The sequence below is a fragment of the Gordonia sp. YY1 genome, assembly GCF_009872315.1.
Classification (GTDB): domain Bacteria; phylum Actinomycetota; class Actinomycetes; order Mycobacteriales; family Mycobacteriaceae; genus Gordonia; species Gordonia amicalis.
In genome coordinates, this window is the sequence record NZ_WXYI01000013.1 from 98,854 (window position 1) to 122,814 (window position 23,961).

Below are 23,961 nucleotides of genomic sequence, written 5' to 3' on the forward strand. Positions count from 1 at the left end.
GATGTTCTGACCGAACTCAGCCCTCGGTCCCCGAACCGATGGCCGACGACCCGGCGTCGAGCAACTGCTTGAGGACCTGGCCACCGATGTCGGCGAGCAGACCGGGGCCGGGATCGGGGAGGTTCTGCGGGAGCGCTCCGGGCTGGTGGGTCGTGGGGATTCGCGCAGCCCGGGTGGCTTCGAGCCGGATACCCCGCGTCTGACCCTTGGTCAGCGGAGTGAGGTACTTGCTGAGATCGGTGGCGGTGGTGAGGGTTCCGACGACCCGCAGTCCGGTCGCCCCGAAGTCCGCGGCTCCGCGGCGGATGTGGTTGGGCGAGGTGACCAGGACGATGTCGCGAATGCCTTTCGCACGCAGGATCTCCGACGTGTTCTGCGCGTTGGCGACGGTCGACCCCGACTTGTCCTCGGTCAGGATGCGCGTGGCGGCGACGCCGTTGTCGATCAGCCAGGTCTTCATGGCGGCGGCCTCGGTGATGCCGTTCTTGGGCACCCCGCCGGTCACGACGATCGGTGCAGCCGTGGTGATCTCGGCCTGCGACTTGCCCGCCGACACCCGATTCACCAACTCCGGAGCCATTTTTCCGTTGGCATTCAGGCCGAATCCGAGAACGACGATCGCGACCCGCCCGGCAACCGGCTTGGGCGTGGTGTCCGGCACGATCCGCGCAGCCGTGGCGACCCCGGAGATCACGTTGCGTGCCGTGGTGGCCAAGAGCGGATTCAGCACACGCAAGCGACTCAGGGCGGCATTGCTGACCGAGGCATCGTCGATCTGATCGGCCCAGATCGCTTGCAGTGCAAGCGCATCGGTGTCTGCGGGCGCAATCGTCAGCGCCTGCTGCAGGGACGCGAGCCCGCCGGCCACGTCCCCGTTGGCGAACTTCGACTGCGCGTCGTTGTACAACCCGGCCGGGTCGACGGCGTCCGCCACCGTCACCACACTCGCCCCGTCGGCGGGGAGCGACCCGACGGCCACACCGCCGAGCGCGGCAACCGCGATGGTGGCGGCAGCCGCCAGCCGAAAGCGCTTCACTCTGGTAACACCAGTCACTCGCGTAACAGTACGAGAGATGCGCAACGGCCCCGCACCCGTCCGATTCCAGATCGATAACGGGTGCGGGGCCGGTCAGGAGCGTGCCGCGGTCGGCGATCAGCGGCGCAGGCCGGCGACCTTCAGCAGTTCCGGGCGACGCAGGACCAGTCCGATCCACATCAGGACGCCGAGGTAGACCGCGAACAACACCGTACTGAAGAGCGGTTCCTCGATCCGCATGTTCGCGGTGACCGCGCCACCGAGGTAGGCGGTGATGCCGAGCGCGCCCAACACAGCGGTCCGCGGGATCGCATACACGACAAGGCAGATGAGCAACACGATGCCCATGACGATGGCCTGGTCGGAGTCGAAGCCGAGCTTCTCCGTGCCGTCGACCACCGACTGCGGTCGGGTCAGCTTGCCCACGACGTCGAACGCAAGGAATGCGCCGACGAGCACGCTGATCACGATCCCGGTGATGCGGCGCCGGTTTCGGCCCCGGCTGGTGTCGGACGAACGCGTTGTGGTGGTGGTGTCGGTGGTCATGTTGTTCTCCCTTGTGGACGAGCGGTCTGGTTGTCGTGCAGGGATACACACCGCTCGTGCGGAAAACTCATCGTTGGATCACCCGGCGCACTCTCCGGCGGTCGCCAGCTTCACCACCGGGTACTCGCGGGTCGCCTTCTTCTGATACTTCGCATACCTGGGTTGCGCACTGACGACCGCATTCCACGCGGCTTCTCGTTCCGGGCCGGTGAGCACCACCGGCGTGACCGGAACCGGTTGTGCGCCGTGCCGTTCCACGGCGACGGCGTCGGGATGCGCCGCGAGGTTCGCATACCAGTCCGGATTGCCCTTTCCACCACCGGAAGCGACGACCAGCCAGTCGCCGTCGTAGGGGAACCAACTCAGCGGTGTCTCTCGTGGTCGGTCCGACTTGCGCCCCTTGGTGCGCAGGATGACCATGTCCATCCCCCACATCGTCCCGCTCTTGTTGCGAATCCGGGTGACGGTGCGCTCATTCATCTTCCGCTGATACCACTGCCAGACAGACATGACTCTCCTTCGATTCGCTCTCTGACCCTGTCGTCTGACCAGACGCTAACCGCCAGACACGCGCGCCCGCTTCTCGATTCCTGCTCGATGCGCGCCCGGCACACAAAAGACCCCCGGCAGCCGCACGAAACGTGGACTGCCGGGGGTCTTCTGAGTGTGTTCTCTTCTACAGCGCCTTGAGTTCCTCGATGACGCTGTCGACGCTCTTCTTCGCGTCGCCGAAGAGCATCGAGGTGCCGTCGGCGAAGAACAGCGGGTTCTCGATGCCGGCATAGCCCGAACTCATCGACCGCTTGAGCACGATCACCGACCGTGCCTCGTCGACGTTGAGGATCGGCATGCCGTGAATCGGGCTGCTCGGGTCGTTCCGCGCCGCGGGGTTGGTGACGTCGTTGGCACCGATGACGATCGCGACATCGGTACGGCCGAACTCGCCGTTGATGTCATCCATCTCCTTCATCGCGTCATATTCGACGTCGGCCTCGGCCAGCAGCACGTTCATGTGACCGGGCATACGACCGGCGACCGGGTGAATCGCATACTTGACCTCCACCCCCTTGGCCTCGAGCAGGCTCGCCATCTCCTTGACCGCATGCTGGGCCTGCGCGACGGCCAGACCGTAACCGGGCACGACGATGACCTGATTCGCGTACGCCATCTGAATTGCGGCATCCGCGGCCGAGGTGGCCTTGACCGTGCCGCCCTCACCGCCGGGACCACCGGCAGCCGCGGCGTCGCCACCACCGAACGATCCGAACACGATCGCCGGGATCGACCGGTTCATCGCCTTGGCCATCAGGTTGGTCAGGATCGAACCCGACGCGCCGACGATCATGCCGGCCACGATCAGCGCCGTGTTGTCCAGCGCGATACCCGCAGCCGCGGCCGACAGACCGGTCATCGCGTTCAGCAGCGAGATGACCACCGGCATGTCCGCGCCACCGATCGGGAACACCACGAACAGACCCATCACACCGGCGGCGAGCAGCAGCCCCACCATCCACCAGACGCTCGCCCCGCCACCGTCGGCGGCGTCGACACCCAGGTAGATCGCCAGTCCCAACGCGACCAGCAGCAGCACGATGTTGGCCGCCTGGAACAGCTTCGCATTCGCCACGAAGGTCTTCTCCAGACCCTTGGGCATGATCTCCTGCAGCTTGGCGAACGCCACCAGCGAACCCCAGAACGAGATCGAACCGATGATCGCCGCGATCAGCGAGCCGACCACCAGCGGCGAGGCCGGTTCGGTGTTGTGGAAGACCGAGAACCCGGAGGTCTCGATGAACTCCACCCATGCGATCAGGGCCACCGTGCCGCCGCCGACACCGTTGAACAGCGCCACCAGCTGCGGCATGGCCGTCATCTTGGTCTTCAGCGCCGGCGGAATGCCCAGCACGACACCGAGAACCAGACCGATGACGATCAGGATCCAGTTGATCGTCGGCACCCCGACGGTCGAATGACCGTCCTCGCCGACCGCACCCGAGTTGTAGATGTAGAGCAGGGTCGCCGCCACGGCCAGACCCATACCGGTCGCGGCGATCCAGTTGCCGCGCACCGCGGTCTTGGGTCCGGTCAGACCCATCAGACCGTAGATGAACAGCGAGAACGACACGATGTAGAGGGCCATCACCAGATACGAGACGCCCTCGCTGGGCGTGTGCTCGCCCGCCGCGAGCACCAACTGTGACACCGATGATTCCTGGGCGCCGATCACTTGGCGGCCTCCTTCTTACCCTTGAACATGCCCAGCATCCGGTCGGTGACCGCGAAGCCACCGATGACGTTGAGCGTGCCGAACACCAGCGCGACGAACGCGATGATGCGCACGCCCCATCCGGCGTCGGCGGGCAACTTGCCCAGGACCACCAGCGCGCCGAGCACGACGATGCCGTGAATGGCGTTGGTACCCGACATCAGCGGGGTGTGCAGGGTGTTCGGAACCTTCGAGATGACCGCGAAGCCAACGAATCCGGCCAACACCAGGATCGCGAGATTCGCGAGAAGTCCGGCGTACATCAGGCAGACACCCCCTCAGAGGTTGCACGGGTGACGCACGCAGCGGCCACCACTTCGTCACCGAAATCCGGTGTGATGGCGCCGTTCTCGTCGAGCATCAGCTCGATCAGCGCCAGCAGGTTCTTCGAGTACAGCTCGCTGGCATGCTCGGGCATGGTCGCGGGGAGATTCAGCGGCGCGGTGATCGTGACGTCGTGGCGGACGACGGTCTGCCCCGGCTCGGTCAGCTCGCAGTTGCCGCCGGTCTCCCCGGCGAGGTCGACCACGACACTGCCCGGCTTCATGCCCTCGACCGCAGCGGCGGTCACCAGGCGCGGCGCCGGGCGTCCCGGCACCAGCGCGGTGGTGATCACCACGTCGAAGCCCTTGATCGCGTCCTCGAGAGCCTGCTGCTGCTGGGCGCGTTCGGACTCGGTGAGTTCGCGGGCGTACCCGCCCTCGCCGGCGGCGTCGATACCCAGGTCGAGCCACTGCGCACCGACCGACCGCACCTGCTCGGCCACCTCGGGCCGCACGTCGTAACCGGTGGTCCGTCCGCCCAGACGCTTGGCCGTGGCCAGGGCCTGCAGACCGGCCACACCCACGCCGAGCACGAGCACCGTCGCCGGCTTCACCGTGCCCGCGGCAGTCGTCAGCATCGGGAAGAACCGGGTCGACTGATCGGCAGCCACGACCACGGCCTTGTAGCCGGCGACGTTGGCCTGCGAACTCAACGCGTCCATCACCTGCGCACGGGAGATACGCGGGATCGCCTCCACCGCATACGCCTCGACACCCGCATCACGCAGCGCACCGATCTTGTTGTCGGCATTACGCGGAGCCAGGAAACCGATCAGTTTCTGACCGCTGCGCAGCTTGCCGATCTCATCGTCCGACGGCGGCGACACGCGCAGCACCACATCCGCCGAATACGGATCTCCGATCGTGGCCCCGGCCTCGGTGTACGCCTCGTCGGGGATCAGGGCGCCGAGACCGGCCCCCGACTCCACCACGACGGGCACACCTTTGCCCACCAGCGAGGCAGCCACCTTCGGGACCAGCGCCACACGACGCTCCCCCGGGGCTGTCTCGCGCACGACACCCACTGTCATTTCACTCACCCTGTCTGGCGGCGACGCCCGGTAGGCGCCGCCTTGTTTCGGCGCCTGTTCTCGGCGCACATGTCTACAACGCCGTGACCTGCGTGCAAATCGTGCAGCTCCGCCATGTGTCGGCGGTGCGGACGACCTGACGCAGGTCACGAAGTGCTCGGGCTTCGACAGCGATGACTGTCACCCGGCTCACATACAGAGGTGCGGAAAACATAACACGGGCTCTCAGCGTCAGCTCAGGAGAGTCGGATACCTCACTCACCTCTTGACAACAGCATTGCTCATGATCTTTCTACAGGGGAGTTCGCATCCGAATCCGCTGGTGAGACAATCAGGCGATGGTGTATCTGCGCTCGTCCAGACCGGTCGCGCCGTCCGGGGCGGGTGACTGGTACCTCTCGACCTGAGGGCGCCCCTGCTTGTCGAACGCCCGGCACGTCACGGTGTGATCTCCCTTGTCCGCCTGCCATACGAACTTCCACTGGCGCCAGGTGTCGACGCTGTACTCGGTCGCGAGTTCCGCGGGTTGCCACGGACCGTCGTCGATGCGGACCTCTACGCGCTCGACGCCGATGTGCTGCGCCCACGCGGTCCCGGCGATGACGACCTCGCCCGCCGGATGTGAGGTGCCCCTGGCGGGCCGGTCGATGCGCGAGGCCAGTTTGATCGGTCCCAGGGCCGACCATCCGCGGTCGGTCCAGTACGCCTTCGCCTCGGAGAACCTGGTGATCTCCCAGTCGACGACCCATTTGGTCGCCGACACATAGCCGTACAGACCCGGGACCACCTGGCGGACCGGATAACCGTGCTCGATCGGCAACGGCCCGCCGTTCATGCCGATCGCGAGCAGTGCGTCGCGGCCGTCGGTGATCGTCGAGATCGGAGTGCCACAGGTCCACCCGTCGACGCTGGTGGACAGCAGCATGTCGGCGCCGGGCCGCACGCCGGCGAGGTCGAGAACCCTTTGCATCGGCACGCCGAGCCATCTGGCGTTGCCGATCAGGTCTCCCCCGACGTCGTTGGACACGCACGCGAGCGTCACCAGTCGTTCGGTCATCGGCATCGCCACCAGGTCATCCCAGGTGAGCGTCACCTCCTTGTCGACCTCTCCGTGTATGCGCAGCCGCCATTCGACCGTGGTGAGCGTAGGCACCTGGAGAGCGGTGTCGATCCGGTAGAAGTCGTCGTTACCGGTGATGAAAGACGTTGCGCCCGAGAGGTTCAGTTCGGTGCCGGCCGGAACCGGCGGTGCCGGGACGGCCGGCTTCGGGAGCAGGATCCGCGCGCGGTCGGCCAGGGTGTCGGCGGCGTCGGAGAGCATGCGGCGACCGATGACGCCGATCGCGACGGCGGCCACGGCAACACCACCCGCGGCGAGAACGAACCGCCGCGAGAGCGCTTGGCGGCGAACGTCTTCCGTGTGGACGTCGGGATCGATCGGCGACGGTTCGTCGTCGAGCTGGGCGAGCAGCAGCCGCAGCACGACGATGCCCACGACGCCGGCGATGATCGAGGGCAGCGCATACGTCCACGTCGCACCGGGCCGGTTCACCGCCGCCAGCACGCCGACGGCCGCGAAGACCGCGATGATCGCCGAACCCGTCGCCGGCCGGCGACGCTCGAGATACCCGCAGGCGCCGGCGATCGCGGCGATGATGATGCCCATCCCGACGAACAGTGCGACCTTGTCCGCGATACCGAAGGTCTCGATGGCCCATTCCCGGACCGCCGCGGGCGAGTGGTCGACCACCGATGAGCCGACCGCGAAGTACGGCGAGGCGTCCGGCGACACCGGAACCGCGGCGATCTCCCCCGCGGCCAGGCCGGCACCCACCGCGACGACGCCCGACAGCCACGGGGCTGCGGCGTGCGCACGACGGGTCGACAAGAAGGCCACACTTCTTGATACCGGAGTCTGCGCCCGTGGCGGCGGGTCGCGATGGAAGGCCCACCATTCGTCCGACGGGCGTTCGGCCGACCGGCCCCCGCGGGCGCCTTCGCGAATAGAGCCCAAGACTAGAACAGGTTCTAGTTTGTCCGCTAATCTGACCGCATGGCTACCAGTACCGAGATCCCGGAGACCGTCGCCCTCGAATCGGTGAAAGAATTCTCCGACGAGGTCGACGTCGTCGTGATCGGATTCGGCATCGCGGGCGGTTGCGCCGCGGCGGAGGCCGCCGCGAACGGGGCGCGCGTCCTGCTCATCGAACGCGCCGCCGCAGCCGGTGGCACCACCTCGCTCTCGGGCGGCTTCTTCTATCTCGGCGGCGGCACCGCCGTCCAGAAGGCGACGGGCCAGGAGGACTCCGCCGAGGAGATGGAGAAGTACCTGACCGCGGTGTCCATCGACCCCGAGGCCGACAAGATCCACGCCTACTGCGTCGACAGCGTCGACCACTTCAACTGGCTCGAGGGACTCGGCTTCACCTTCGAGCGCAGCTTCTACCCGGAGAAGGCCGTCATCCAGCCGGGCACCGAGGGCCTGATGTACACCGGCAACGAGAAGGTCTGGCCGTTCAAGGACCAGGCCGTCCCCGCCCCGCGCGGCCACAAGGTGCCGGTCCCCGGCGAGACCGGTGGCGCCTCACTCGTCATCGACCTGCTCGTCAAACGCCTCGGCGAACTCGGCGTCGAGGTCCGGTACGAGACCGGTGCACGTCAGCTCGTCGTCGACTCCGACGGCGCGGTCGCAGGCGTGGCGTGGAAGAAGCCGGGCGAAGAGGGCGTAATCCGGGCCAACTCGGTGATCATCGCCGCGGGCGGATTCGTGATGAATCCCGAGATGGTCGCCGAACACACGCCGCATCTGGCGGAGAAGCCGTTCGTCCTGGGCAACACCTACGACGACGGCCTCGGATTGCGCATGGGCCGATCGGTGGGTGCCGAGCTGAAGTACATGGACAAGGCGTTCATCACCGCCCCGATCTACCCTCCGGCCAGCATGGTCATGGGCGTCATCGTCAACAAGTTCGGCGAGCGCTTCGTCACCGAGGACTCCTACCACGCACGCACCTCGGGTTTCATTCTGGAACAACCGGATTCGACGGCCTACCTCATCGTCGACGAGACGCACATGAACGAGAAGCAGAACTATCTGGTCCCGCTCATCGACGGCTGGGAGACGATCGAGGAGATGGAACGCGACCTCGGGATTCCGGAGGGCAACCTCCAGCGGACCATGGCCCGGTACAACGAGAACGCCGCGAAGAAGGAGGACCCCGACTTCCACAAGGCGGCCGAGTTCCTCGAACCCCAGGACAAGGGACCCTGGGCCGCCTACGACCTGTCGCTGGGCAAGGCGATGTACGCCGGCTTCACCATGGGCGGCATGGCCACCTCCCTCGACGGCGAGGTGCTCGACGAGTCGGGGTCGGTCATCAAGGGCCTGTATGCGGCCGGCGCGAGCGCCACCAACATCGCGCAGGACTGCAAGGGGTATTGCAGCGGAACGCAATTGGGCGAGGGTTCCTACTTCGGCCGACGCGCCGGTCGCCACGCCGCGGCACGCGTGACGACGAGCGCGAGCTGAGCCCCATCCCCGACGGATAACCGCCCCCGAAAAGCACCCTGTGCAGCGGACCCGGCGACGATATGTCGCCGGGGCCCGTCAGGAGGGTGGTTTTCGGGGGCGGTTCTGCGGGGTGCTTTTCGGGGGCGGTTTTCAGGGGCGGCTATCAGCGACCCGGCTGGAACCGGCGCAACCGCAAACTGTTGCCCACGACGAACACCGACGACAGCGCCATCGCGGCCCCGGCGATCATCGGGTTCAGCATGCCGGCCGCGGCCAGCGGGATCGCGGCGACGTTGTAGCCGAACGCCCAGAACAGATTTCCCTTGATCGTGCCGAGGGTTCGACGCGCCAGCCGGATCGCGTCGGCGACGACGCGGAGGTCACCACTCACGACGGTGAGGTCGCTGGCCGCCATCGCGACATCGGTGCCGGTGCCCATGGCGAGCCCAAGGTCGGCCTGCGCCAGCGCGGCGGCGTCGTTGATGCCGTCACCGACCATCGCGACCACGTGGCCCCGTTCCTGGAGTTCGGCGATCACCTCGAGCTTGCGCTGCGGGCTCACCCCCGCGGTGACGTCGTCGATACCGACCTCCGCGGCCACGGCACGCGCCGCACCGTCGTTGTCGCCGGTGAGCAGCTTGGGGGTGAGCCCGAGGCGTCGGAACTCGGCGATGGCCGCGGCCGACGAGGTCTTGATCCGATCCGACACCACTATCAGCCCGACCGGGATTTCACCGACCAGTACGACGACGGCCGTCGCACCACCCGATTCCGCGGTCGCCACCGCGTCGGCGAGCTCGGCGGGCATCGGCACGGTGACCTTGCTGGGTGAGAGGACCTGAACTCGCCTGTCTCCCACCGTTCCTGAGACTCCGGCGCCCTGCGTGGACACGAAGTCCCGGGCCTTCTCCGTCACATGCTCACGTCCGGCCTCGACGACGGCGAGTCCGATCGGGTGCTCCGATCCGGCCTCCACCGAAGCGGCCCATGCGAGGACCTGCGTCTCGTCGTGACCGTCGGCCGCGATCACCGTCGACACGGACATGTCGCCGGTGGTGACGGTGCCGGTCTTGTCCAGCACGATGGTGTCGACGCGCCGCGTCGACTCCAGCACCTCTGGACCCTTCAGCAGGATGCCCAGCCGCGCACCACGGCCGGTGCCGACCATGAGGGCGGTCGGGGTGGCGAGCCCGAGTGCACACGGGCAGGCGATGATGAGCACCGCGACCGCCGCGGTGAACGCGAAGGTCACGTCGCCGCCCGCGAAGTCGTCCAACGACGCCGCACCGAGCCAGAAACCCAGCGTGGCAACGGAGATCGCGATAACCGCGGGGACGAACACCGAGGAGATCCGGTCGGCCAGGCGCTGTGCGTCGGCCTTGCCCTCCTGCGCGGCGGCCACCATGCGCGCCATCTGCGCGAGCGCGGTGTCGGAACCCACCGCGGATGCCCGGACGACGAGCAGTCCGCTGGTGTTGACCGTCGCTCCGATGACCGCGTCACCTGCGGTCACCTCGACCGGGACCGATTCACCGGACACCATCGACGCGTCGATCGCCGACGCGCCCTCGACCACGACCCCGTCGGTCGCGATCTTCTCACCCGGGCGCACCACGAACTCGTCGCCGACGGCCAACTGACCGATCGGAATCCGACTCTCGGTGCCGTCTCGTCGGACGACGACGTCCTTGGCGCCGAGGTCCATCAGCGCACGCAGCGCATCGCCGGCACGACGCTTGGCCCGCTTCTCGAAGTAGCGGCCTGCCAGCAGGAAGGTCGTCACGCCCGCGGCAGCCTCTAGATAAATGTGCGACGCCCCGTCGGCGCGTTGGGGCAGCAGGTCGAAGCCGTGAGTGAGTCCGGGCGTGCCGGCCGTACCGAGGAAAAGGGCATAGAGCGACCAGCCGAACGCGGCGAGCGTGCCGACCGACACGAGGGTGTCCATGGTCGTCGCACCGTGACGCAGATTGATCCACGCCGCGCGGTGGAACGGATAGGCGCCCCACACGACCACCGGCGCGGCCAACGTCAGGGACAGCCACTGCCAGTAGGTGAACTGCCAGGCCGGGATCATCGCGAGCGCGATCACCGGGACCGACAGCACCGCCGACACGATCAGCCGCTGACGCAGCGCGTCGAGTTCCGGGTCGACGGTCGTCGCAGTGCCCGCCACGTTCGCGTCCGCCACATTTGCGTCCGCCGATGCGGCCGGCGGTTCGGGGAGGATCGGGGAGGCGTCATAGCCCGCGGCACGGACCACCTCGATGAGGTCGTCGGCGGCGAGCCCGGTGGGAACCTCGACGTGGGCGCGTTCGGTCGCGTAGTTCACCGACGCGGTGACACCGTCGAGTTTGTTGAGCTTCCGCTCGATGCGGTTCGCGCAGGACGCGCAGGTCATGCCGGAGATGTCGAGGTCGACCAGTTGCAGGCCAGGACTCGCAGACATCAGTGATCGCCCCCATTCGTCATGTCACCGTGGGTGTTGCCGTCGGTCGTCTCGACGACACCGTGCGAGGGCGCGTCGTGGGTCACCGGTTCGGGTTGCGGCCCCCATGCCCGGCCGACGCCGAAGGCGATCACGAACGCGGCGATCAACGCGACGACGTAGGCCAGGGGACCCTTGGGGATGCTCATGTCACACCAGTGAGTACCCGGCGTCGGCGACCGCTCCGGCGATCTCCTCCCGCGGGATCTCACGGTCGGCGACGACGCGTACGGCTCCGTCTTCGAGGGTCACGTCGACGCTGGTCACACCGGAGATCTCCGCGATCTCCTCGCGGACGGAGGCGACGCAGTGGCCGCAGGTCATGCCGGTGACGGTGTAGGTGCTGGTGGTGCTCATGCGTACTCCTCGTGGTCGGTTGATGTCGTGCGCGATGACGTGTGGGTCGACGTCAGGACTTCACCAGGCGGGCGATCGCGGCCATGGCCTCGTCCACCTTCTCCTTGCCCGCAGCGTCGCTCTCCTGCGCCGCGTGCACGACGCAGTGGGCCATGTGCTCCTCGAGCAGGCCGAGGCTGACCGCCTGCAGAGCCTTGGTCATGGCCGACACCTGGGTGAGGATGTCGATGCAGTACGAGTCCTCCTCGACCATGCGCTGCAACCCACGTGCCTGGCCCTCGATGCGACGGAGTCGCTTGAGATAGTCGTCCTTGCGGCCGATGTAGCCGTGCTGGTGCTCGTCCATGTCGCTCCTGTTGTACGGATACCCCTCAGGGGTATGTCACTCAGGTATACCACCATCCGCCCGCCAACGGTACCCCCCTACCGTATTTGCGCGGGACGAGCCGCAGACGAGTCGGGCGGCACTGAACGCACCGACGTGAGCGCGCGTCGAACTGAGTGAACCGCGAGTACTAGGCCCGCAGAGCTGCCGCGAGACGCGCGAGGGCGACGGCGACCTCGTCGAGGGCCACGTTGATCGCAGCGCGGCGGGCGGCTTCGGACTCCGAGTGTTCGTCGGCGGCATCCACCTGCGGACTCGGGCCTACGGTCCCCGCTCGCGGTGGGACGCCGCCCTCCCCGGCCCTGGCCGGTGCGATCTGCGGCATGTCCGGAAGTGCCGGTGCGGCGTGCGTCGAGGCCACGGGGTTCGGTGCCGGCGGGTTCGGGGTCTTGGTGTTCGGTACCGGCGGGTTCGCGGCCGCGGGGTTCGGTGCCACCCGTGCGGGACCGCCCTGATCCGGTGCGCCGGACCGGTGCCGCCGACCGTGGTAGTCCTCGGAGACGAGCGGTTCGGCGTTCGTGGAACGACGACCTCCCCGGTAGGCCGGACCCGGAGCCGACGCTGGCGAGGACCCGTGCACCGGTTCTGGCGATGGTGCCTCAGCCGGAGGCGGGGATGGGGCCGGCTGGTGGGAGTCGGGTAACCGGTGAGACCCCATCCGCTGCGATTGCGGGTTGGGCGGCTGTGAACCCGAGGTGCGCTCGGGTCCGGGAGTCGGACGCTGCTGGTTTCCGGCACGCGACATCACCGACGGGGCGTGACCGTTCGAGTGCGCATAGAAGTGCGGTCCGCCGTGACCGACGAAGAAGACACAGCCCACACCTTCCGGCGACGGGACCGGACAGGGGTTGCGTTCGATGAGGGACTGGGCACGATCGTCGAAGTCGTTCCACTCCAGCCAGAGGCGGCGGTCATGCCTCGGATGCGTGCTCGCATCCGTCGCGTGGTTGCCACGGTGGCCGATCGCGAGACGGCACTGCAGCAACCAATCGGACTCACCCGACAGTCCCAGCGCCGCCCGTTCGGTCGGCCGGCACACCACCGTCGACCAACAGCCTTCGCCGTTCATACGGACTCCCCTTCATACCTGCACTACTTCACGTTTTCTGCGCGCCATCCCGCCATGCCACGCCGGTCTTCGGAGCGATTCTCGAGTGCTCGTGCCTACCTCGGCGCGTCCCCCGGCAAGCGCCACGGCGTCCCCCATGCCCGCGGTGCTGTGAAGATCCCGGGCGTCAGTCTACGAAGGAGGCCGGTTCGGTGCCACCCTGTCCGCCTCCGCGCGTCCGGGCGAGAAACATCACGATCCGGCGACTGACCTCCTCCGGGCGATCGAGGTGGAGGAAGTGTCCGGCACCCGCGACGACCGCGGTGGCACTGCCGTCGGGCAGCACGTCGCGCACGTGATCGGTGAACCTCGACTGCATGCACCCGTCGTCGGCGCCGTGTAGATACAGGGTGCGGCAACGGGGTTCACCCAACCAGTCGTCGCGGAGGTCGGCGTAGCGGGCATCGGTGCGTGGGCGGCGCACCGCGCGGTAGTAGCCCAGGGCAGCGGACCGATGCGCGCGGGTCGGCAGCGCGGCGAGCGCATGATCGATGTCGACGTCGTAATCGGGCCGCGGGTCGCCGGCACGCCGCAGACGCCAGCGTCGCCACAGCAACGGGATCAACCAGCCCAGACTCCGCTCCGGCAGCCACGGCAACTGATTGAACCCGATGTACCAGCTCATCGTGGCCTGCCGCGCCAGCAGACGCACCGCACCCGGGCCGTCGGCGACCGCGCGCCGGATCGCGGGTATCGGCGGCACCGACATCGCGACCACAGCCGAGTACGGATTGTCGGGGCGGTGCGCGAGAGCGTTGACCGTCAGCGCACCCCAGTCGTGCCCGATGAGCACCGCACCCCGGCCGGCACCGACCGCCCGGTGAATCGCCCGGGCGTCGTAGGCGAGGGCCGCGACGTGAAAGTCCTTGTCCAGCGGTATGTCCGACGGCGAGTATCCGCGGGTGAACGGCGCGACGACGCGATAGCCGGCGGCGACGAGTTCCGGCGCGAGCAGACGCCACGTCCACGCCGAGTCGGGAAAACCATGAAGACACACCGCAACCGGTCCGTCGACCGGGCCCCACACCAGTGCACGGAGGGTGATGTGCCCGAGGTCGATGGCCTCGTGTCGCGGAGCGTCCGGGATACCGGCGGCGCGGCGCTCGGTGTCGCGTGGGTGTTGTGAGCTCTGGGTCATCGGCGTCAATGTAGCGCCCGGGTCCGACGAGCGCATCGACTTGCACGCATCGCTGCGCGCGTGCATCAGGTCAGACCGCGATGCCGGCGAACCCCGTCTCGCGGATCTCGCCGCCGACGAGTCGGAACGTGTGGGATTCCCCGACCTCGGCGGTCTGCGGGAAGTCCGTGCGCACATGCGCGCCGCGCGACTCGGTCCGGGCGGTGGCCGCCGCGATGACCGCCGACGCGGTCATCGTGAGCGCCGCATCCTCGACCTCGCGCACGGTCCGGGGGACACGCCGCGGCGCGTTCGCGACCGCCTCGGCCGCGATCGCCAGTCCGTCGGCGGACCGGCGGAGCGCGACCCGGCGCGACATCACGTCCTGCAGCAGGTCGCGGTCGAGGATCTGCATCGGTCCGGGCACCTGCGGGGCGGCCGCGGTGGCCGGCCGCAGATCACGCCGGCCGAGGGCGACCGCGGCAGCACGACGACCCATCACGAGCCCCTCGAGCAGGCTGTTGGACGCCAGCCGGTTGGCTCCGTGCAGGCCGGTCCGCGCGACCTCGCCGGCGGCGAGGAGGCCGTCGACGGCGGTGCGCGCCTCGTCGTCGGTCACCACTCCGCCACAGAGATAGTGCGCGCCGGGCACGACGGGGATGCGGTGGTCGGCCGGGTCGAGGCCGGCCGCTCGGATTCCGGCGCTGACCGTCGGGAATCGGCGCTCGAAATCGTGTACCCCACTGATGTCGAGGTAGACGCAGGGATGCCCGGTCAGTTCGATCGCGGTCTCGACGGCGTTGGCGACCACGTCGCGAGGCGCGAGGTCGCCCATCGGGTGCACGCCCTCGGTCACCGACCGTCCGTACACATCGACGAGTCGGCCGCCCTCGCCCCGGACCGCCTCACTGATCAGCGTCCGACGCCCGCGGGCGCCGGGTGTGTAGAGCATGGTCGGGTGGAACTGGATGAACTCGAGGTCGGCCACCTGCGCGCCCGCCTGGAGCGCCAGCGCGATGCCGTCGCCGGTGGCACCCGCCGGATTGGTCGTTGCGGCGTAGAGATGACCGGCACCACCCGTCGCGAGCAGGACCGTCGGCGCGTCGACTGCACCCCACCCCCCGTTCCGCAGGTAGGAGACACCGGACACCTGGTCGTCGCACACCCGCACCTCGGTGACGATCGCGTCGTCGAGGAAGCGGATGGACGCTCCGGCACCGGCACGCTGCGCGACGGCGTTGTGGAGGGCCCGCTGGATCGCGGCACCGGTGGCGTCACCACCGGCGTGGATGATGCGCCGCACCGAGTGGCCGCCTTCACGAGTGCGCAGCAGCTCCCCGTCGGCATCGCGGTCGAAGTCGGCACCCCACTCGATCAGCGCGGACACCGACGACCATCCGTCGGCGAGGATCGGACGCGACGCGACCGCGTCGCTGAGGCCGCCACCCGCGGCAAGGGTGTCGGCGAGGTGCAGATCGATCGAGTCGGTGTCGTCCGAGTCGGTGGGACGGACCTCGGGCATGACCACCGCGACGCCGCCCTGAGCGTAGAACGTCGAGGTCGGCTGCTCGCCGCGATCCGGACGCCAGCTCGGCCCCTTGTTCACGACGACGACCGACAGTCCGCCTTCCGCGGCGCAGAGCGCGGCGGTCAGACCGGCGATGCCGGCCCCGACCACGACGAGATCGGCACGGTCCGCGGCAGCCGCGTCCCGCACCAGTCCATGTGTGGACGTAGTCATGTCATCCGCCTTTCGCCGGTCGTACTCTCGACAACCCCGGCGGGGGGTATTCGATTCCCAGTCGAAAACCCTACCCCGCAGCTCTCCTCCGCGAAATGTTTGATCGCGCCGGATCGAGGCAACCCGAGCTCCATGAAAACCCTCTGGTTCGACCCGGCGAGTGAGACCGACCACGCAGGGCTCCCGGACGTGCGTCCCGAAACCACACCGTTCGGGACCGTCGACACCTACGACCAGGTCGTCGTGGGCGGTGGGATCACCGGTCTGACCACCGGACTCCTGCTGGCTCGAGCCGGTCAGAAGGTCACTGTTCTCGAGCGACGCCACATCGGCGCCGCGGCGACCGGACACACGACGGGCAAGCTCTCCCTCCTGCAGGGCACTCGATTGTCGTCGATCTCGAGTCGTCACGGAAAGGCCGCGGTCCACGACTACGTCGAGGCGAATCGCGAAGGCCAGGCATGGCTGCGCCACTACCTCGCCCACCGGGGACTACGGGTCGACGAGCGGGCGGCGCTGACGTTCGCGGCCACTGCGTCGGGCGCGAAGACGGTGGAGAAGGAGTTCGAGGCCTGCCGAGCGCACGACATCCCGGTGGAGCACGTCGACTGTCCGGAGCTGCCCTTCGACGTCCACACCGCGATCCGCCTGGAGGGACAGGCGCAGATCGACCCGATGGTGGTGCTGCGCGCCCTCGCCGACGACTTCCGCGCGCACGGCGGCCACCTCTACGAGGGTGTCCACGTGCAGGGCCTGCGCCACGGCTCACCGCACACCGTCACCACCGACGCCGGCGACCTGCGCGCGGAGTCGGTGATCCTCGCGACCGGCGTCCCGTTCCTCGACCGCGCCGGGTTCTTCGCCCGGGTGCACCCGCAGCGTTCGTACGCGGCGGCGTTCGTCGTCGACGGGGAGATCCCCCGCGAGATGTACCTCGGCGCCGACAACCCGTCGGTCTCCCTGCGAACCGCTCCGCGCCACGATCACGACGGCGAACTGCTACTGGTCGGCGGTTTCGGTCACGAGGTGGGCCGGACCAAATCCGAACGCCAACACGCGCTGGACATGATCGCCTGGACCGAGAAGCACTTCCCGACCGCGCGAATGGTCGCGCGGTGGTCGGCGCAGGACTATACGACGATCGACGAATTGCCCTACGTCGGGCAACTTCTGCCCGGCATGGAGACCGTTCAGGTGGCCACGGGATTCGCGAAGTGGGGACTCACCAACGGTGTCGCGGCCGCGCTGTCGATGACCGGACGCATCCTGGGGTCGGAGCCGCCCTGGTCCAAGACCCTTCGCCCCTGGCGCACCTCGGAGGTCACCAAGCCCGGCTCGCTGGCGTCGGCGGTGTCGGCCAACGCGCAGGTCGCGGCATATATGGCCGGCGGCTACCTCGGCCTGCTGAAACCCGCGGACACCTCACCCGCCGAGGGCGACGGCAGCGTCGGGCACTCCGGCGCGGCACCCAAGGCCGTCTGCACGGTGGCCGGCCAGACCCGATCCGTCGCGCCTCTGTGTACCCATCTGTACGGCGTGCTGCGCTGGAACGACGCCGAGCAGTCCTGGGACTGTCCGCTGCACGGGTCGCGCTTCAGCCACACCGGTGTGGTCCTCGAAGGACCGGCAACGCGAAACCTGTACTCGCAGGACGCATCCGACGACTGATCCCGGCAGGACTACCCCGCGCCCAGGATCCGCCGGAACACCGGTCGCGTCACCGTCGCCACGGGGCGCTGCAGGGCCCCGGCCAGGATTCGTACACCCAGATCCAGGGCGTATGCGTCGAACCCGACGAGTATGCGGTCACGGTTGCCGAGCAGACCGGCGAGGATCGAGATCGCCGCGGCATCCGATCGGGTACCTGGCAACCGGCGGTCGAAACCCTTGGTGACACGGTCACGCACAGCGGAATCCACGTACCGGGCCCGTCGTGCGATGGCGGTGTGGACCACGCCAGGGTAGACGATGTGGATCCGGACACCGGAGTCATTGTCTCGCAACTGTTTCTGAACGGTTTCCGAGTATCCGCGGGTCGCGAACTTCGACGCCGAGTACGCCGATTGGGCGGGCGATCCCATCAGCCCGAACGCGCTCGACGTGTTCACGATGCGCCCTCCCCCCGCGGTATGAAGGTGTCGGAGGAATGCCTCGGTACCGTTGACGACCCCACCGAAGTTGACCGCGAGGATCCGCCGCGCATAATCGTCGTCCTCGTCGAGGACGGACGCGACCATCGTGATGCCCGCGTTGTTGAACACGAGCGCCGGCGCGCCGTACCGTCGAACCACCTCATCCGCATAAGCCGTGACGGCCGCGGTGTCGGCGACGTCCACCTCGGCGGCATGCACCGTCGCACCGTTCTCCGCAGCCGAGTCCGCGGTCTCGGCGAGTGCCTGCGTGTCGACGTCACTGAGCAGCACCGGCACCCCGGCGGCCACCAGCCTGTTCGCCAGAGACCGGCCCATTCCCGAAGCGGCGCCGGTGATGACGGCAGGCCGTCCGGCACACAACCGCCGAAGACGATCATCGGTGACCTGCGGATGCCACAACCGACCGAGACCCAGGGAAACCTTCACGTTCACCGGACTACCCCGCCCGTCCCGTCCTACACCTTCACCGCGTTTATCCGGCCCCTGCACGGGTACCCCTTCTCACCGTGGGCTCGACCCACCCGAACGCAGCCATCACGGAGAGGGAAACGAGTGTCAGACGCAGTCGTGGTGGGCGCCGGACACAACGGGCTCATCTCCGCCATCCGGCTCGCCGACGCCGGATGGGACGTCACCGTCCTCGAGGCAGCGCCCGAGGTGGGCGGGGCGATCAAGAGTGCCGAGCTCACCCCCGGTTACGTGACCGACCTCTTCAGCGCCTTCTATCCCCTCGCCGTCGCCTCCCCGGTGTTCGCCGACCTCGATCTCGAAGCCCACGGCCTGAGCTGGAGCAGAGCGCCATTGGCATTCGGACATCCGGCGGGGCCCGAGGACGACGACGCACCGGTCGTCCACCCCGACGCGGCCGACACCGCAGCCCAACTCGCCGCCTTCGACCGACGTGACGGCCAGGCGTGGCTCGATCTCGTCGAGCAGTGGGAAATGCTGCGGCCCGCCATCCTCGACACGTTGTTCGGCTCTTTCCCGCCGGTCCGCGCGGTGTTGTCCCTGCTGCGTTCCGTCGGCACCGCAGAGGCTCTGCGCCTTGCCCGGTTCTTGATCCTGCCCGCCGATCGGATGGTGCGGGAACTGTTCCACAGCGAGAAGTCGGGACTGCTCATCCTGGGCAACGCGCTGCACGCCGACATCCCCCTCCATGCACCCGGCAGCGGAATGATGGGGTACCTGCTGACCATGCTGGGCCAGGACACCGGATATCCGGTCCCGGTGGGTGGTGCGGGTGCGCTGTCTGCCGCACTGCGGCGCCGCGCGGAAAGTGCTGGCGCACAGGTACATTGCGACACCCGGGTGACCGAGATCGAGGTCCGGGGTGGACGTGCGGTAGGTGTCGTCGACAGCGGCGGACGCCGCTGGCGGGCCGACCGGGCAGTTCTCGCCGATGTCTCGGCGCCTGCGCTCTACACGGACCTGCTCTCTCCGGCCGACGTGCCCGGGCGCGTACTCGACGATCTGCAGAAGTTCACCTGGGACACCCCGGTGGTGAAGGTGAACTACGCGATCGACGGGAAGATACCTTGGCGCAGCGCCAATCTCGGCGGCGCGGGTACCGTGCACCTCGGCGCGGACGCGCGCAACATCGCCTACTCCACCGCCGACATCGAGACCGGGAACATACCCGAACACCCCTTCCTGCTCTTCGGTCAGATGACCACGGCCGACGCCGGAAGATCACCCGCCGGCACCGAGAGCGCATGGTCCTACAGCCACCTGCCCCGCGGGGTCACCGACGACGAGGCCGCTCGTCTTCTCGCCGCCCGGATGGACGAAGTACTCGAAGAGCACGCTCCGGGCGTCTCGGACATGACCATCGGCCGCCACGTGCAGACACCGCACGACCTGCAGACCGCAGACGCCAACCTCGTCCACGGGACGGTGAACGGGGGAACGGCACAATTGTTCCAGCAGTTGATCTTCCGTCCATCGCCGAGTCTCGGTGGCGCCACGACACCCGTGGACCGCCTTTATCTCGCGGGATCGGCCGCACATCCCGGCGGCGGGGTACACGGGGCCTGCGGCAACAACGCCGCACGCGCCGCCCTTGCCTCCGACGGTATACGCGGAACGCCGCGAAGAGCGTTGAACCGCACCATCACCAGACACCTCACGAAACCATGGAAACCACAAGGGAACGGAGATCATTCATGAATCGCGTCGAACGCCACACATCCGCAACCCCCGCGCAGGTCTGGTCGGTGTTGTCCGACGGCTGGCTCTACTCCTCCTGGGTGGTGGGCGCATCACGCATCCGCGACGTCGACCCCACCTGGCCGCAGGCGGGAGCGAAGATCCACCACTCGGTGGGCGTCTGGCCCGTGCTGCTCAACGACGAGACGACGTCGGTGGAGTCCAAGGCGGGATTGTTGGAGATGTCCGCAGCCGGCTGGCCGTTCGGTCGCGCCCGCATCCGGATGACGATCGAGAAGGACGGCAACGGCTCCCTGATCGGCATGGAGGAGTTCGTCGAGACGGCCCCGCTGAAGTGGGTTCCGCCGGTGGTCCAGCAGACCGCCATGTCACCCCGACTGAACGAGTGCCTGACTCGACTGGCGATGCTCGCCGAGCGTCAGCCCGGCTGAGAGCCGGGATTCATCCAGTGTTCCCGGCTTACGAGTAGCCCCGCTTTGGGCGAGGAGGCCGGAGCATGCGGAGGGCCGTCACGTAGGGCGGCACACCACCTTGATGGTGTCCAGGGCGTCGTCTGCGGCGTCTGGCAGGTTCATCCCGGCGTTCTTCCCGGTCCGTAGGTACTCGACAACCGGCTCGTTCAGCACCTCGCCGGGTACCACCACCGGGATACCGGGCGGGTACGGTGTGATCTGTTCGGCTGCAATACGTCCCGGAGCCTCGTCGAGGGAGACCGACTCGGTGTCGCCGAAGAAGGCGTCACGGGGGAGCACCCTGTTCTCCAGCTGCAGCTCGTCCGGAGACGGCTGGCGGATCTCCCGAGGAGGATCGAAAGAGTCTGCGGCGGAAGCGAGATCGCGCAGCGCTGTCAGCAACCGATCCGCGGTGTCCTCGTCGTCGGCATGCGAGATGGTCGCGAGAATCCGTCGATGGTCGCTCAATCCGAGGTCGACGCAATGGTGTTCGCGGAGCCAGTCGGCGCATTGATAGCAACTGACCCCCAGCCCGTCCACGTCGATCAGGACCTGCATCTCATCCAGATCATGGCTGGCCTCTTCACGGAGCAGTTCGTCATGCGTCACCGTCAGACCGTCGATCTCGTCGACGCTGCGACGGACGGTGCGCGCCAACTCGAGTCCTCGGCCGAGCACTTCTCGCCCAGACCGCACCATGTATCGACGCCAGCCGTCCAACGCGGCATAGATCGGCACGCTCGGGCTGGTGGTCATCAGCAGGTCCGCGCACCGTGACAGCCGAGAGCGGTCGATCAGGTCGCCCTGGACGTGGAAGACAGACCCCTGCTCGAAGCCCGCGCCCATCTTGTGGACACTGACGACGCAAACATCGGCTCCGGCATCCATTGCCCACGTGGGTAGTTCGTCGTGGAACGGCAGGTGCGCGCCCCACGCCTCGTCGACGATCAGCGGCTTGCCGTACTCGTGGCAGACGTCGGCGATGGCCCGGATGTCCGCACACGTGCCATATGGAGTCGGACTCACGATGAGCAGGCCCGACGCCTGGGGATCCGTCTCCCACGCCTTGCGTACCTCCGCGGGCGACGGCGGATGCGTCAGGTGGAGCGTCTCGTCCCATCGCGGACGTAGTCCGGAGAAGATCAGCCCGGCCACGATCGACTTGTGGGCATCCCGGGTGATGAGGAGTTCCCCACCTTCGCCACCGGCCACGGCCATCATCGCGGCCTTCACCGACAGCGAACTGCCGCACGTGGAGAAGAACGTGAGCTCGGCGCCCACCGCGTCCGCCATGAGTTCCTCGGCGTCGGACAGGTAGGCGTTGGTCATCCGCCGGTCGTCGAGACCGCCCGAGGCGAGGACATCCGATTCGAAGGCGGCCCCTCCGATGGTCGAGCGCGTGCGGTCGTCCACGCCACGACCCTGTCGGTGGCCGGGCGGCGTGTAGCCGTACCGGTTCTCGCGGCGGTACCCGTCGAGTGCTTCGAGTAGTGGTGCTCGAGATTGATCCAGAGACATCGTGTCGGGGCTCCGATCGTGTCTTATGACGGAACAGGGGTGCGGGTCAATGGGCTTCGCTCATCTCGCCGCTGTGTGACGACTTCGCGGCGCGGCGTCGCAGGCGTTCTCGATAGCCGTATGTCGCCCTGAGCACGTCGTCGTGACTGTCGGCGCTGGAACCGAGCGCACCGGCGAAGATCCCCATCGACGTCGCCAGCCATGCGAGGTTGACGTAGTTGACCAGCCCGGCCCGGAAGCCGAGTTGCGAGGACAGAAAGGTCTCCTCGATGACGGTCATGGCGGCGACGAGGACCGCGACGAACAGGCCCACGTAGAGGACCACCGCGCTGAAGGCGACGGTGCAGACCGTGGCCGTGTTGTAGAGCCGGGCGCGTGGTCGGTAGGTGTCGGTCGTCCGTTCCCAGAGGCGGTTGTTGACGATCAGCCAGAGCGTTGCCAGGACCATCGACAGTATGGAGATGGCGGCCAGACGCCATGGACTGAGCGCGTTGGCCATCGACCAGATGGTGGAGAAGAAGACACCGAACGACGCCGCCGCGGCAGCGGCCGCCGTCATGCCCGTGAGCGTCGGGATCAGTCGCCACGGCCGGTTGCCGCGCACCATCCCCGCCGTCAAACGCATCCGAGGGGTGATACCCGGGGCCACAACATATTCCGTCTCACCATCGCGTTCGACCAGCAGTCCGCGGGACCGCTCGAACGACTCGGTCGAGGAGTCCTTCAGAGAGGACACCACCGTCGCGATGAGGTTGCCGAGCCGCCGGCGGGGGGATGGCCCGAGCGCCGGCAGGGAGATCACCGCGGCCCCACGTTCCCGGTCGAGTTCGGCCAGCACGACACTGTCCCGGGTACGCCGGTCACTGCCGAGACCCCCGCGGACGGTGAACAGGCGAGGCATCTCGGTCACAAACACGACGACTTCGTCCGGGACCCGGTCGGCACCCCAGACGGTCTCCAGATCGCCGCGCGGGGTCATCTGGAGTGTGGTGTCACGGGTGACGGTGACTCCGCGGTAATCCATCCCGAATCGCTCGGCGATCCCGCGAATCCGGTCCTCGCCGTTCGTGATCAACGTCTCGGGCAACCCGTGTTCGGCCACCATTCGCAGACTCGAGATTCTCCTGCCCTCCTGGCGCTCGACGGTTGTTCATCCACCGACGGTCGGTCCGCCGGGGTCAGTCCGGCGGCTCGGGCTCGCCGGCGGCCGGCGACTCGAGGTCCTCCTCGTCGCCCGACGTGGGCTGAGCCTCGTTCTCCTTCTCCGTAGGCTCGTCGACGTGTTCTTCCTCGAGTTCGTCCACCTTGCGGCGGGCGTCGTCGGGGGTCTGGTCCGGTGAACCGGTCTCGGCCGGCTCCATCGGTAGTTCTTCGGACATCTAGGTGTGTTCACCGCCAATCCGTTTCGGGTATCCGGACATGTGCGACTTCCCGGGGTGTTCGGTTTCTAAACACCGGAAATCCGTGAGGACGGCCTCCCACGAGGTGTAGGCCCTTCGTGACGTGGGTATGCCACGAGCATGTCTGACGAAGAGCGCAAGTCCATGGACCCAGCGCCGGAGGAGACACCCGATCTGGAGTCCGGTGGCGGTGTGGCACCCGGCGACACTCCACCCGACACCCCCCAGACGTCGGGGCTCTCGCACGAACAACCCAATCGGACGAAACACTTTCCGGCCGGCGGGGTCGGCGCCTTCCTCGGCGTCGGTCTCCTGGTGATCGCGATGCTCGTCATCATCGTCGGGCTCATCGTGATGGTGCTGTGA

General features: G+C 67.9%; 23 protein-coding genes. 5 read left to right on the forward strand and 18 right to left on the reverse strand.

The window, feature by feature from the left end; genetic code table 11:
* Positions 1-16: 16 nt before the first annotated feature.
* The 7 genes from BPODLACK_RS16705 to BPODLACK_RS16735 form a co-directional block, all read right to left on the reverse strand.
* A complete protein-coding gene (locus tag BPODLACK_RS16705) occupies positions 17-1,036 on the reverse strand; it encodes a YdcF family protein (RefSeq protein ID WP_198362479.1) in 1,020 nt (339 codons plus the stop codon).
* 117 nt (positions 1,037-1,153) lie between these two features.
* Positions 1,154-1,582, reverse strand: coding sequence for a DoxX family protein (locus BPODLACK_RS16710; RefSeq protein WP_159405741.1), 429 nt, complete (start codon positions 1,580-1,582; stop codon positions 1,154-1,156).
* Positions 1,583-1,660: 78 nt separating this feature from the next.
* A complete protein-coding gene (locus BPODLACK_RS16715) occupies positions 1,661-2,092 on the reverse strand; it encodes a nitroreductase family deazaflavin-dependent oxidoreductase (protein WP_096274816.1) in 432 nt (143 codons plus the stop codon).
* A 166-nt stretch (positions 2,093-2,258) separates the two neighbouring features.
* Positions 2,259-3,785 carry an NAD(P)(+) transhydrogenase (Re/Si-specific) subunit beta gene (locus BPODLACK_RS16720; RefSeq protein ID WP_096275044.1) on the reverse strand — a complete coding sequence of 509 codons (1,527 nt, stop codon included), beginning with the start codon at positions 3,783-3,785 and terminating at the stop codon, positions 2,259-2,261.
* Between the two features lie 20 nt (positions 3,786-3,805).
* Positions 3,806-4,111 (reverse strand): NAD(P) transhydrogenase subunit alpha, encoded by a 306-nt coding sequence (locus BPODLACK_RS16725; protein ID WP_004020381.1) that lies wholly within the window; start codon positions 4,109-4,111, stop codon positions 3,806-3,808.
* Positions 4,111-5,202 carry a Re/Si-specific NAD(P)(+) transhydrogenase subunit alpha gene (locus BPODLACK_RS16730; RefSeq protein ID WP_006436601.1) on the reverse strand — a complete coding sequence of 364 codons (1,092 nt, stop codon included), beginning with the start codon at positions 5,200-5,202 and terminating at the stop codon, positions 4,111-4,113. Before BPODLACK_RS16730 ends, BPODLACK_RS16725 begins: the two co-directional genes overlap by 1 nt.
* Before the next feature lie 331 nt (positions 5,203-5,533).
* Positions 5,534-7,090 carry a molybdopterin-dependent oxidoreductase gene (locus tag BPODLACK_RS16735; RefSeq protein ID WP_442903276.1) on the reverse strand — a complete coding sequence of 519 codons (1,557 nt, stop codon included), beginning with the start codon at positions 7,088-7,090 and terminating at the stop codon, positions 5,534-5,536.
* A gap of 165 nt (positions 7,091-7,255) precedes the next feature.
* On the opposite strand from BPODLACK_RS16735, the gene BPODLACK_RS16740 reads away from it, so the two are divergent.
* Positions 7,256-8,731 carry an FAD-binding protein gene (locus tag BPODLACK_RS16740; protein ID WP_006436599.1) on the forward strand — a complete coding sequence of 492 codons (1,476 nt, stop codon included), beginning with the start codon at positions 7,256-7,258 and terminating at the stop codon, positions 8,729-8,731.
* A 145-nt stretch (positions 8,732-8,876) separates the two neighbouring features.
* Here BPODLACK_RS16740 and BPODLACK_RS16745 read toward each other — a convergent pair whose 3' ends face one another.
* The 7 genes from BPODLACK_RS16745 to nadB all read right to left on the reverse strand — a co-directional run bounded on the left by BPODLACK_RS16745 (position 8,877) and on the right by nadB (position 15,906).
* A complete protein-coding gene (locus tag BPODLACK_RS16745) occupies positions 8,877-11,159 on the reverse strand; it encodes a heavy metal translocating P-type ATPase (RefSeq protein ID WP_159405743.1) in 2,283 nt (760 codons plus the stop codon).
* Entirely contained in the window at positions 11,159-11,347 is a 189-nt protein-coding gene (locus BPODLACK_RS16750) for a hypothetical protein (RefSeq protein WP_006436597.1), read from the reverse strand. Before BPODLACK_RS16750 ends, BPODLACK_RS16745 begins: the two co-directional genes overlap by 1 nt.
* A 1-nt stretch (position 11,348) precedes the next feature.
* Positions 11,349-11,555, reverse strand: a complete 207-nt coding sequence (locus tag BPODLACK_RS16755) for a heavy-metal-associated domain-containing protein (protein ID WP_006436596.1) — start codon at positions 11,553-11,555, stop codon at positions 11,349-11,351.
* A gap of 52 nt (positions 11,556-11,607) precedes the next feature.
* Complete coding sequence (locus BPODLACK_RS16760) at positions 11,608-11,901, reverse strand: metal-sensitive transcriptional regulator (protein ID WP_005196646.1); 294 nt, start codon at positions 11,899-11,901, stop codon at positions 11,608-11,610.
* A gap of 169 nt (positions 11,902-12,070) precedes the next feature.
* Positions 12,071-13,009, reverse strand: coding sequence for a hypothetical protein (locus tag BPODLACK_RS16765; RefSeq protein WP_159405744.1), 939 nt, complete (start codon positions 13,007-13,009; stop codon positions 12,071-12,073).
* A 166-nt stretch (positions 13,010-13,175) separates the two neighbouring features.
* Positions 13,176-14,186: an alpha/beta fold hydrolase gene (locus BPODLACK_RS16770; RefSeq protein ID WP_201450627.1), complete on the reverse strand. Its 1,011-nt coding sequence runs from the start codon at positions 14,184-14,186 to the stop codon at positions 13,176-13,178.
* A 70-nt stretch (positions 14,187-14,256) separates the two neighbouring features.
* On the reverse strand, positions 14,257-15,906 hold the full coding sequence (gene nadB / locus BPODLACK_RS16775; RefSeq protein ID WP_159405745.1) for an L-aspartate oxidase: 1,650 nt from the start codon (positions 15,904-15,906) through the stop codon (positions 14,257-14,259).
* Between the two features lie 132 nt (positions 15,907-16,038).
* Between nadB and BPODLACK_RS16780 the strand changes: the two genes are divergently transcribed.
* Positions 16,039-17,574, forward strand: coding sequence for an FAD-dependent oxidoreductase (locus BPODLACK_RS16780; RefSeq protein WP_159405746.1), 1,536 nt, complete (start codon positions 16,039-16,041; stop codon positions 17,572-17,574).
* A gap of 11 nt (positions 17,575-17,585) precedes the next feature.
* Here BPODLACK_RS16780 and BPODLACK_RS16785 read toward each other — a convergent pair whose 3' ends face one another.
* A complete protein-coding gene (locus BPODLACK_RS16785) occupies positions 17,586-18,485 on the reverse strand; it encodes an SDR family NAD(P)-dependent oxidoreductase (RefSeq protein ID WP_051995403.1) in 900 nt (299 codons plus the stop codon).
* 126 nt (positions 18,486-18,611) lie between these two features.
* Between BPODLACK_RS16785 and BPODLACK_RS16790 the strand changes: the two genes are divergently transcribed.
* Positions 18,612-20,225, forward strand: a complete 1,614-nt coding sequence (locus BPODLACK_RS16790) for a phytoene desaturase family protein (protein WP_159405747.1) — start codon at positions 18,612-18,614, stop codon at positions 20,223-20,225.
* Positions 20,222-20,656: an SRPBCC family protein gene (locus tag BPODLACK_RS16795; protein ID WP_006436587.1), complete on the forward strand. Its 435-nt coding sequence runs from the start codon at positions 20,222-20,224 to the stop codon at positions 20,654-20,656. Before BPODLACK_RS16790 ends, BPODLACK_RS16795 begins: the two co-directional genes overlap by 4 nt.
* Before the next feature lie 78 nt (positions 20,657-20,734).
* On the opposite strand, the gene BPODLACK_RS16800 is transcribed toward BPODLACK_RS16795, so the two are convergent.
* The 3 genes from BPODLACK_RS16800 to BPODLACK_RS16810 form a co-directional block, all read right to left on the reverse strand.
* On the reverse strand, positions 20,735-22,195 hold the full coding sequence (locus tag BPODLACK_RS16800) for an aminotransferase class I/II-fold pyridoxal phosphate-dependent enzyme (RefSeq protein ID WP_201450628.1): 1,461 nt from the start codon (positions 22,193-22,195) through the stop codon (positions 20,735-20,737).
* Positions 22,196-22,241: 46 nt separating this feature from the next.
* The gene (locus tag BPODLACK_RS16805; RefSeq protein ID WP_159405748.1) at positions 22,242-23,300 is read right to left on the reverse strand and encodes a hypothetical protein; all 1,059 of its coding nucleotides are present in this window, start codon (positions 23,298-23,300) and stop codon (positions 22,242-22,244) included.
* 73 nt (positions 23,301-23,373) lie between these two features.
* Entirely contained in the window at positions 23,374-23,574 is a 201-nt protein-coding gene (locus BPODLACK_RS16810; protein ID WP_096274820.1) for a hypothetical protein, read from the reverse strand.
* 141 nt (positions 23,575-23,715) lie between these two features.
* Between BPODLACK_RS16810 and BPODLACK_RS16815 the strand changes: the two genes are divergently transcribed.
* Positions 23,716-23,961 (forward strand): DUF6480 family protein, encoded by a 246-nt coding sequence (locus BPODLACK_RS16815; protein ID WP_096274821.1) that lies wholly within the window; start codon positions 23,716-23,718, stop codon positions 23,959-23,961.

What these genes read in the sequence shown, in the direction of transcription:
- BPODLACK_RS16755 (WP_006436596.1), bottom strand. Translation starts at nt 11,555, where the DNA reads ATGAGCACCACCAGCACCTACACCGTCACCGGCATGACCTGCGGCCAC.
- BPODLACK_RS16730 (WP_006436601.1), bottom strand. Translation starts at nt 5,202, where the DNA reads ATGACAGTGGGTGTCGTGCGCGAGACAGCCCCGGGGGAGCGTCGTGTG.
- BPODLACK_RS16800 (WP_201450628.1), bottom strand. Translation starts at nt 22,195, where the DNA reads ATGTCTCTGGATCAATCTCGAGCACCACTACTCGAAGCACTCGACGGG.
- BPODLACK_RS16810 (WP_096274820.1), bottom strand. Translation starts at nt 23,574, where the DNA reads ATGTCCGAAGAACTACCGATGGAGCCGGCCGAGACCGGTTCACCGGAC.
- BPODLACK_RS16745 (WP_159405743.1), bottom strand. Translation starts at nt 11,159, where the DNA reads ATGTCTGCGAGTCCTGGCCTGCAACTGGTCGACCTCGACATCTCCGGC.
- BPODLACK_RS16770 (WP_201450627.1), bottom strand. Translation starts at nt 14,186, where the DNA reads ATGACCCAGAGCTCACAACACCCACGCGACACCGAGCGCCGCGCCGCC.
- BPODLACK_RS16710 (WP_159405741.1), bottom strand. Translation starts at nt 1,582, where the DNA reads ATGACCACCGACACCACCACCACAACGCGTTCGTCCGACACCAGCCGG.
- BPODLACK_RS16725 (WP_004020381.1), bottom strand. Translation starts at nt 4,111, where the DNA reads ATGTACGCCGGACTTCTCGCGAATCTCGCGATCCTGGTGTTGGCCGGA.
- BPODLACK_RS16815 (WP_096274821.1), top strand. Translation starts at nt 23,716, where the DNA reads ATGTCTGACGAAGAGCGCAAGTCCATGGACCCAGCGCCGGAGGAGACA.
- BPODLACK_RS16795 (WP_006436587.1), top strand. Translation starts at nt 20,222, where the DNA reads ATGAATCGCGTCGAACGCCACACATCCGCAACCCCCGCGCAGGTCTGG.
- BPODLACK_RS16760 (WP_005196646.1), bottom strand. Translation starts at nt 11,901, where the DNA reads ATGGACGAGCACCAGCACGGCTACATCGGCCGCAAGGACGACTATCTC.
- BPODLACK_RS16765 (WP_159405744.1), bottom strand. Translation starts at nt 13,009, where the DNA reads ATGAACGGCGAAGGCTGTTGGTCGACGGTGGTGTGCCGGCCGACCGAA.
- nadB (WP_159405745.1), bottom strand. Translation starts at nt 15,906, where the DNA reads ATGACTACGTCCACACATGGACTGGTGCGGGACGCGGCTGCCGCGGAC.
- BPODLACK_RS16780 (WP_159405746.1), top strand. Translation starts at nt 16,039, where the DNA reads ATGAAAACCCTCTGGTTCGACCCGGCGAGTGAGACCGACCACGCAGGG.
- BPODLACK_RS16750 (WP_006436597.1), bottom strand. Translation starts at nt 11,347, where the DNA reads ATGAGCATCCCCAAGGGTCCCCTGGCCTACGTCGTCGCGTTGATCGCC.
- BPODLACK_RS16805 (WP_159405748.1), bottom strand. Translation starts at nt 23,300, where the DNA reads ATGGTGGCCGAACACGGGTTGCCCGAGACGTTGATCACGAACGGCGAG.
- BPODLACK_RS16715 (WP_096274816.1), bottom strand. Translation starts at nt 2,092, where the DNA reads ATGTCTGTCTGGCAGTGGTATCAGCGGAAGATGAATGAGCGCACCGTC.
- BPODLACK_RS16740 (WP_006436599.1), top strand. Translation starts at nt 7,256, where the DNA reads ATGGCTACCAGTACCGAGATCCCGGAGACCGTCGCCCTCGAATCGGTG.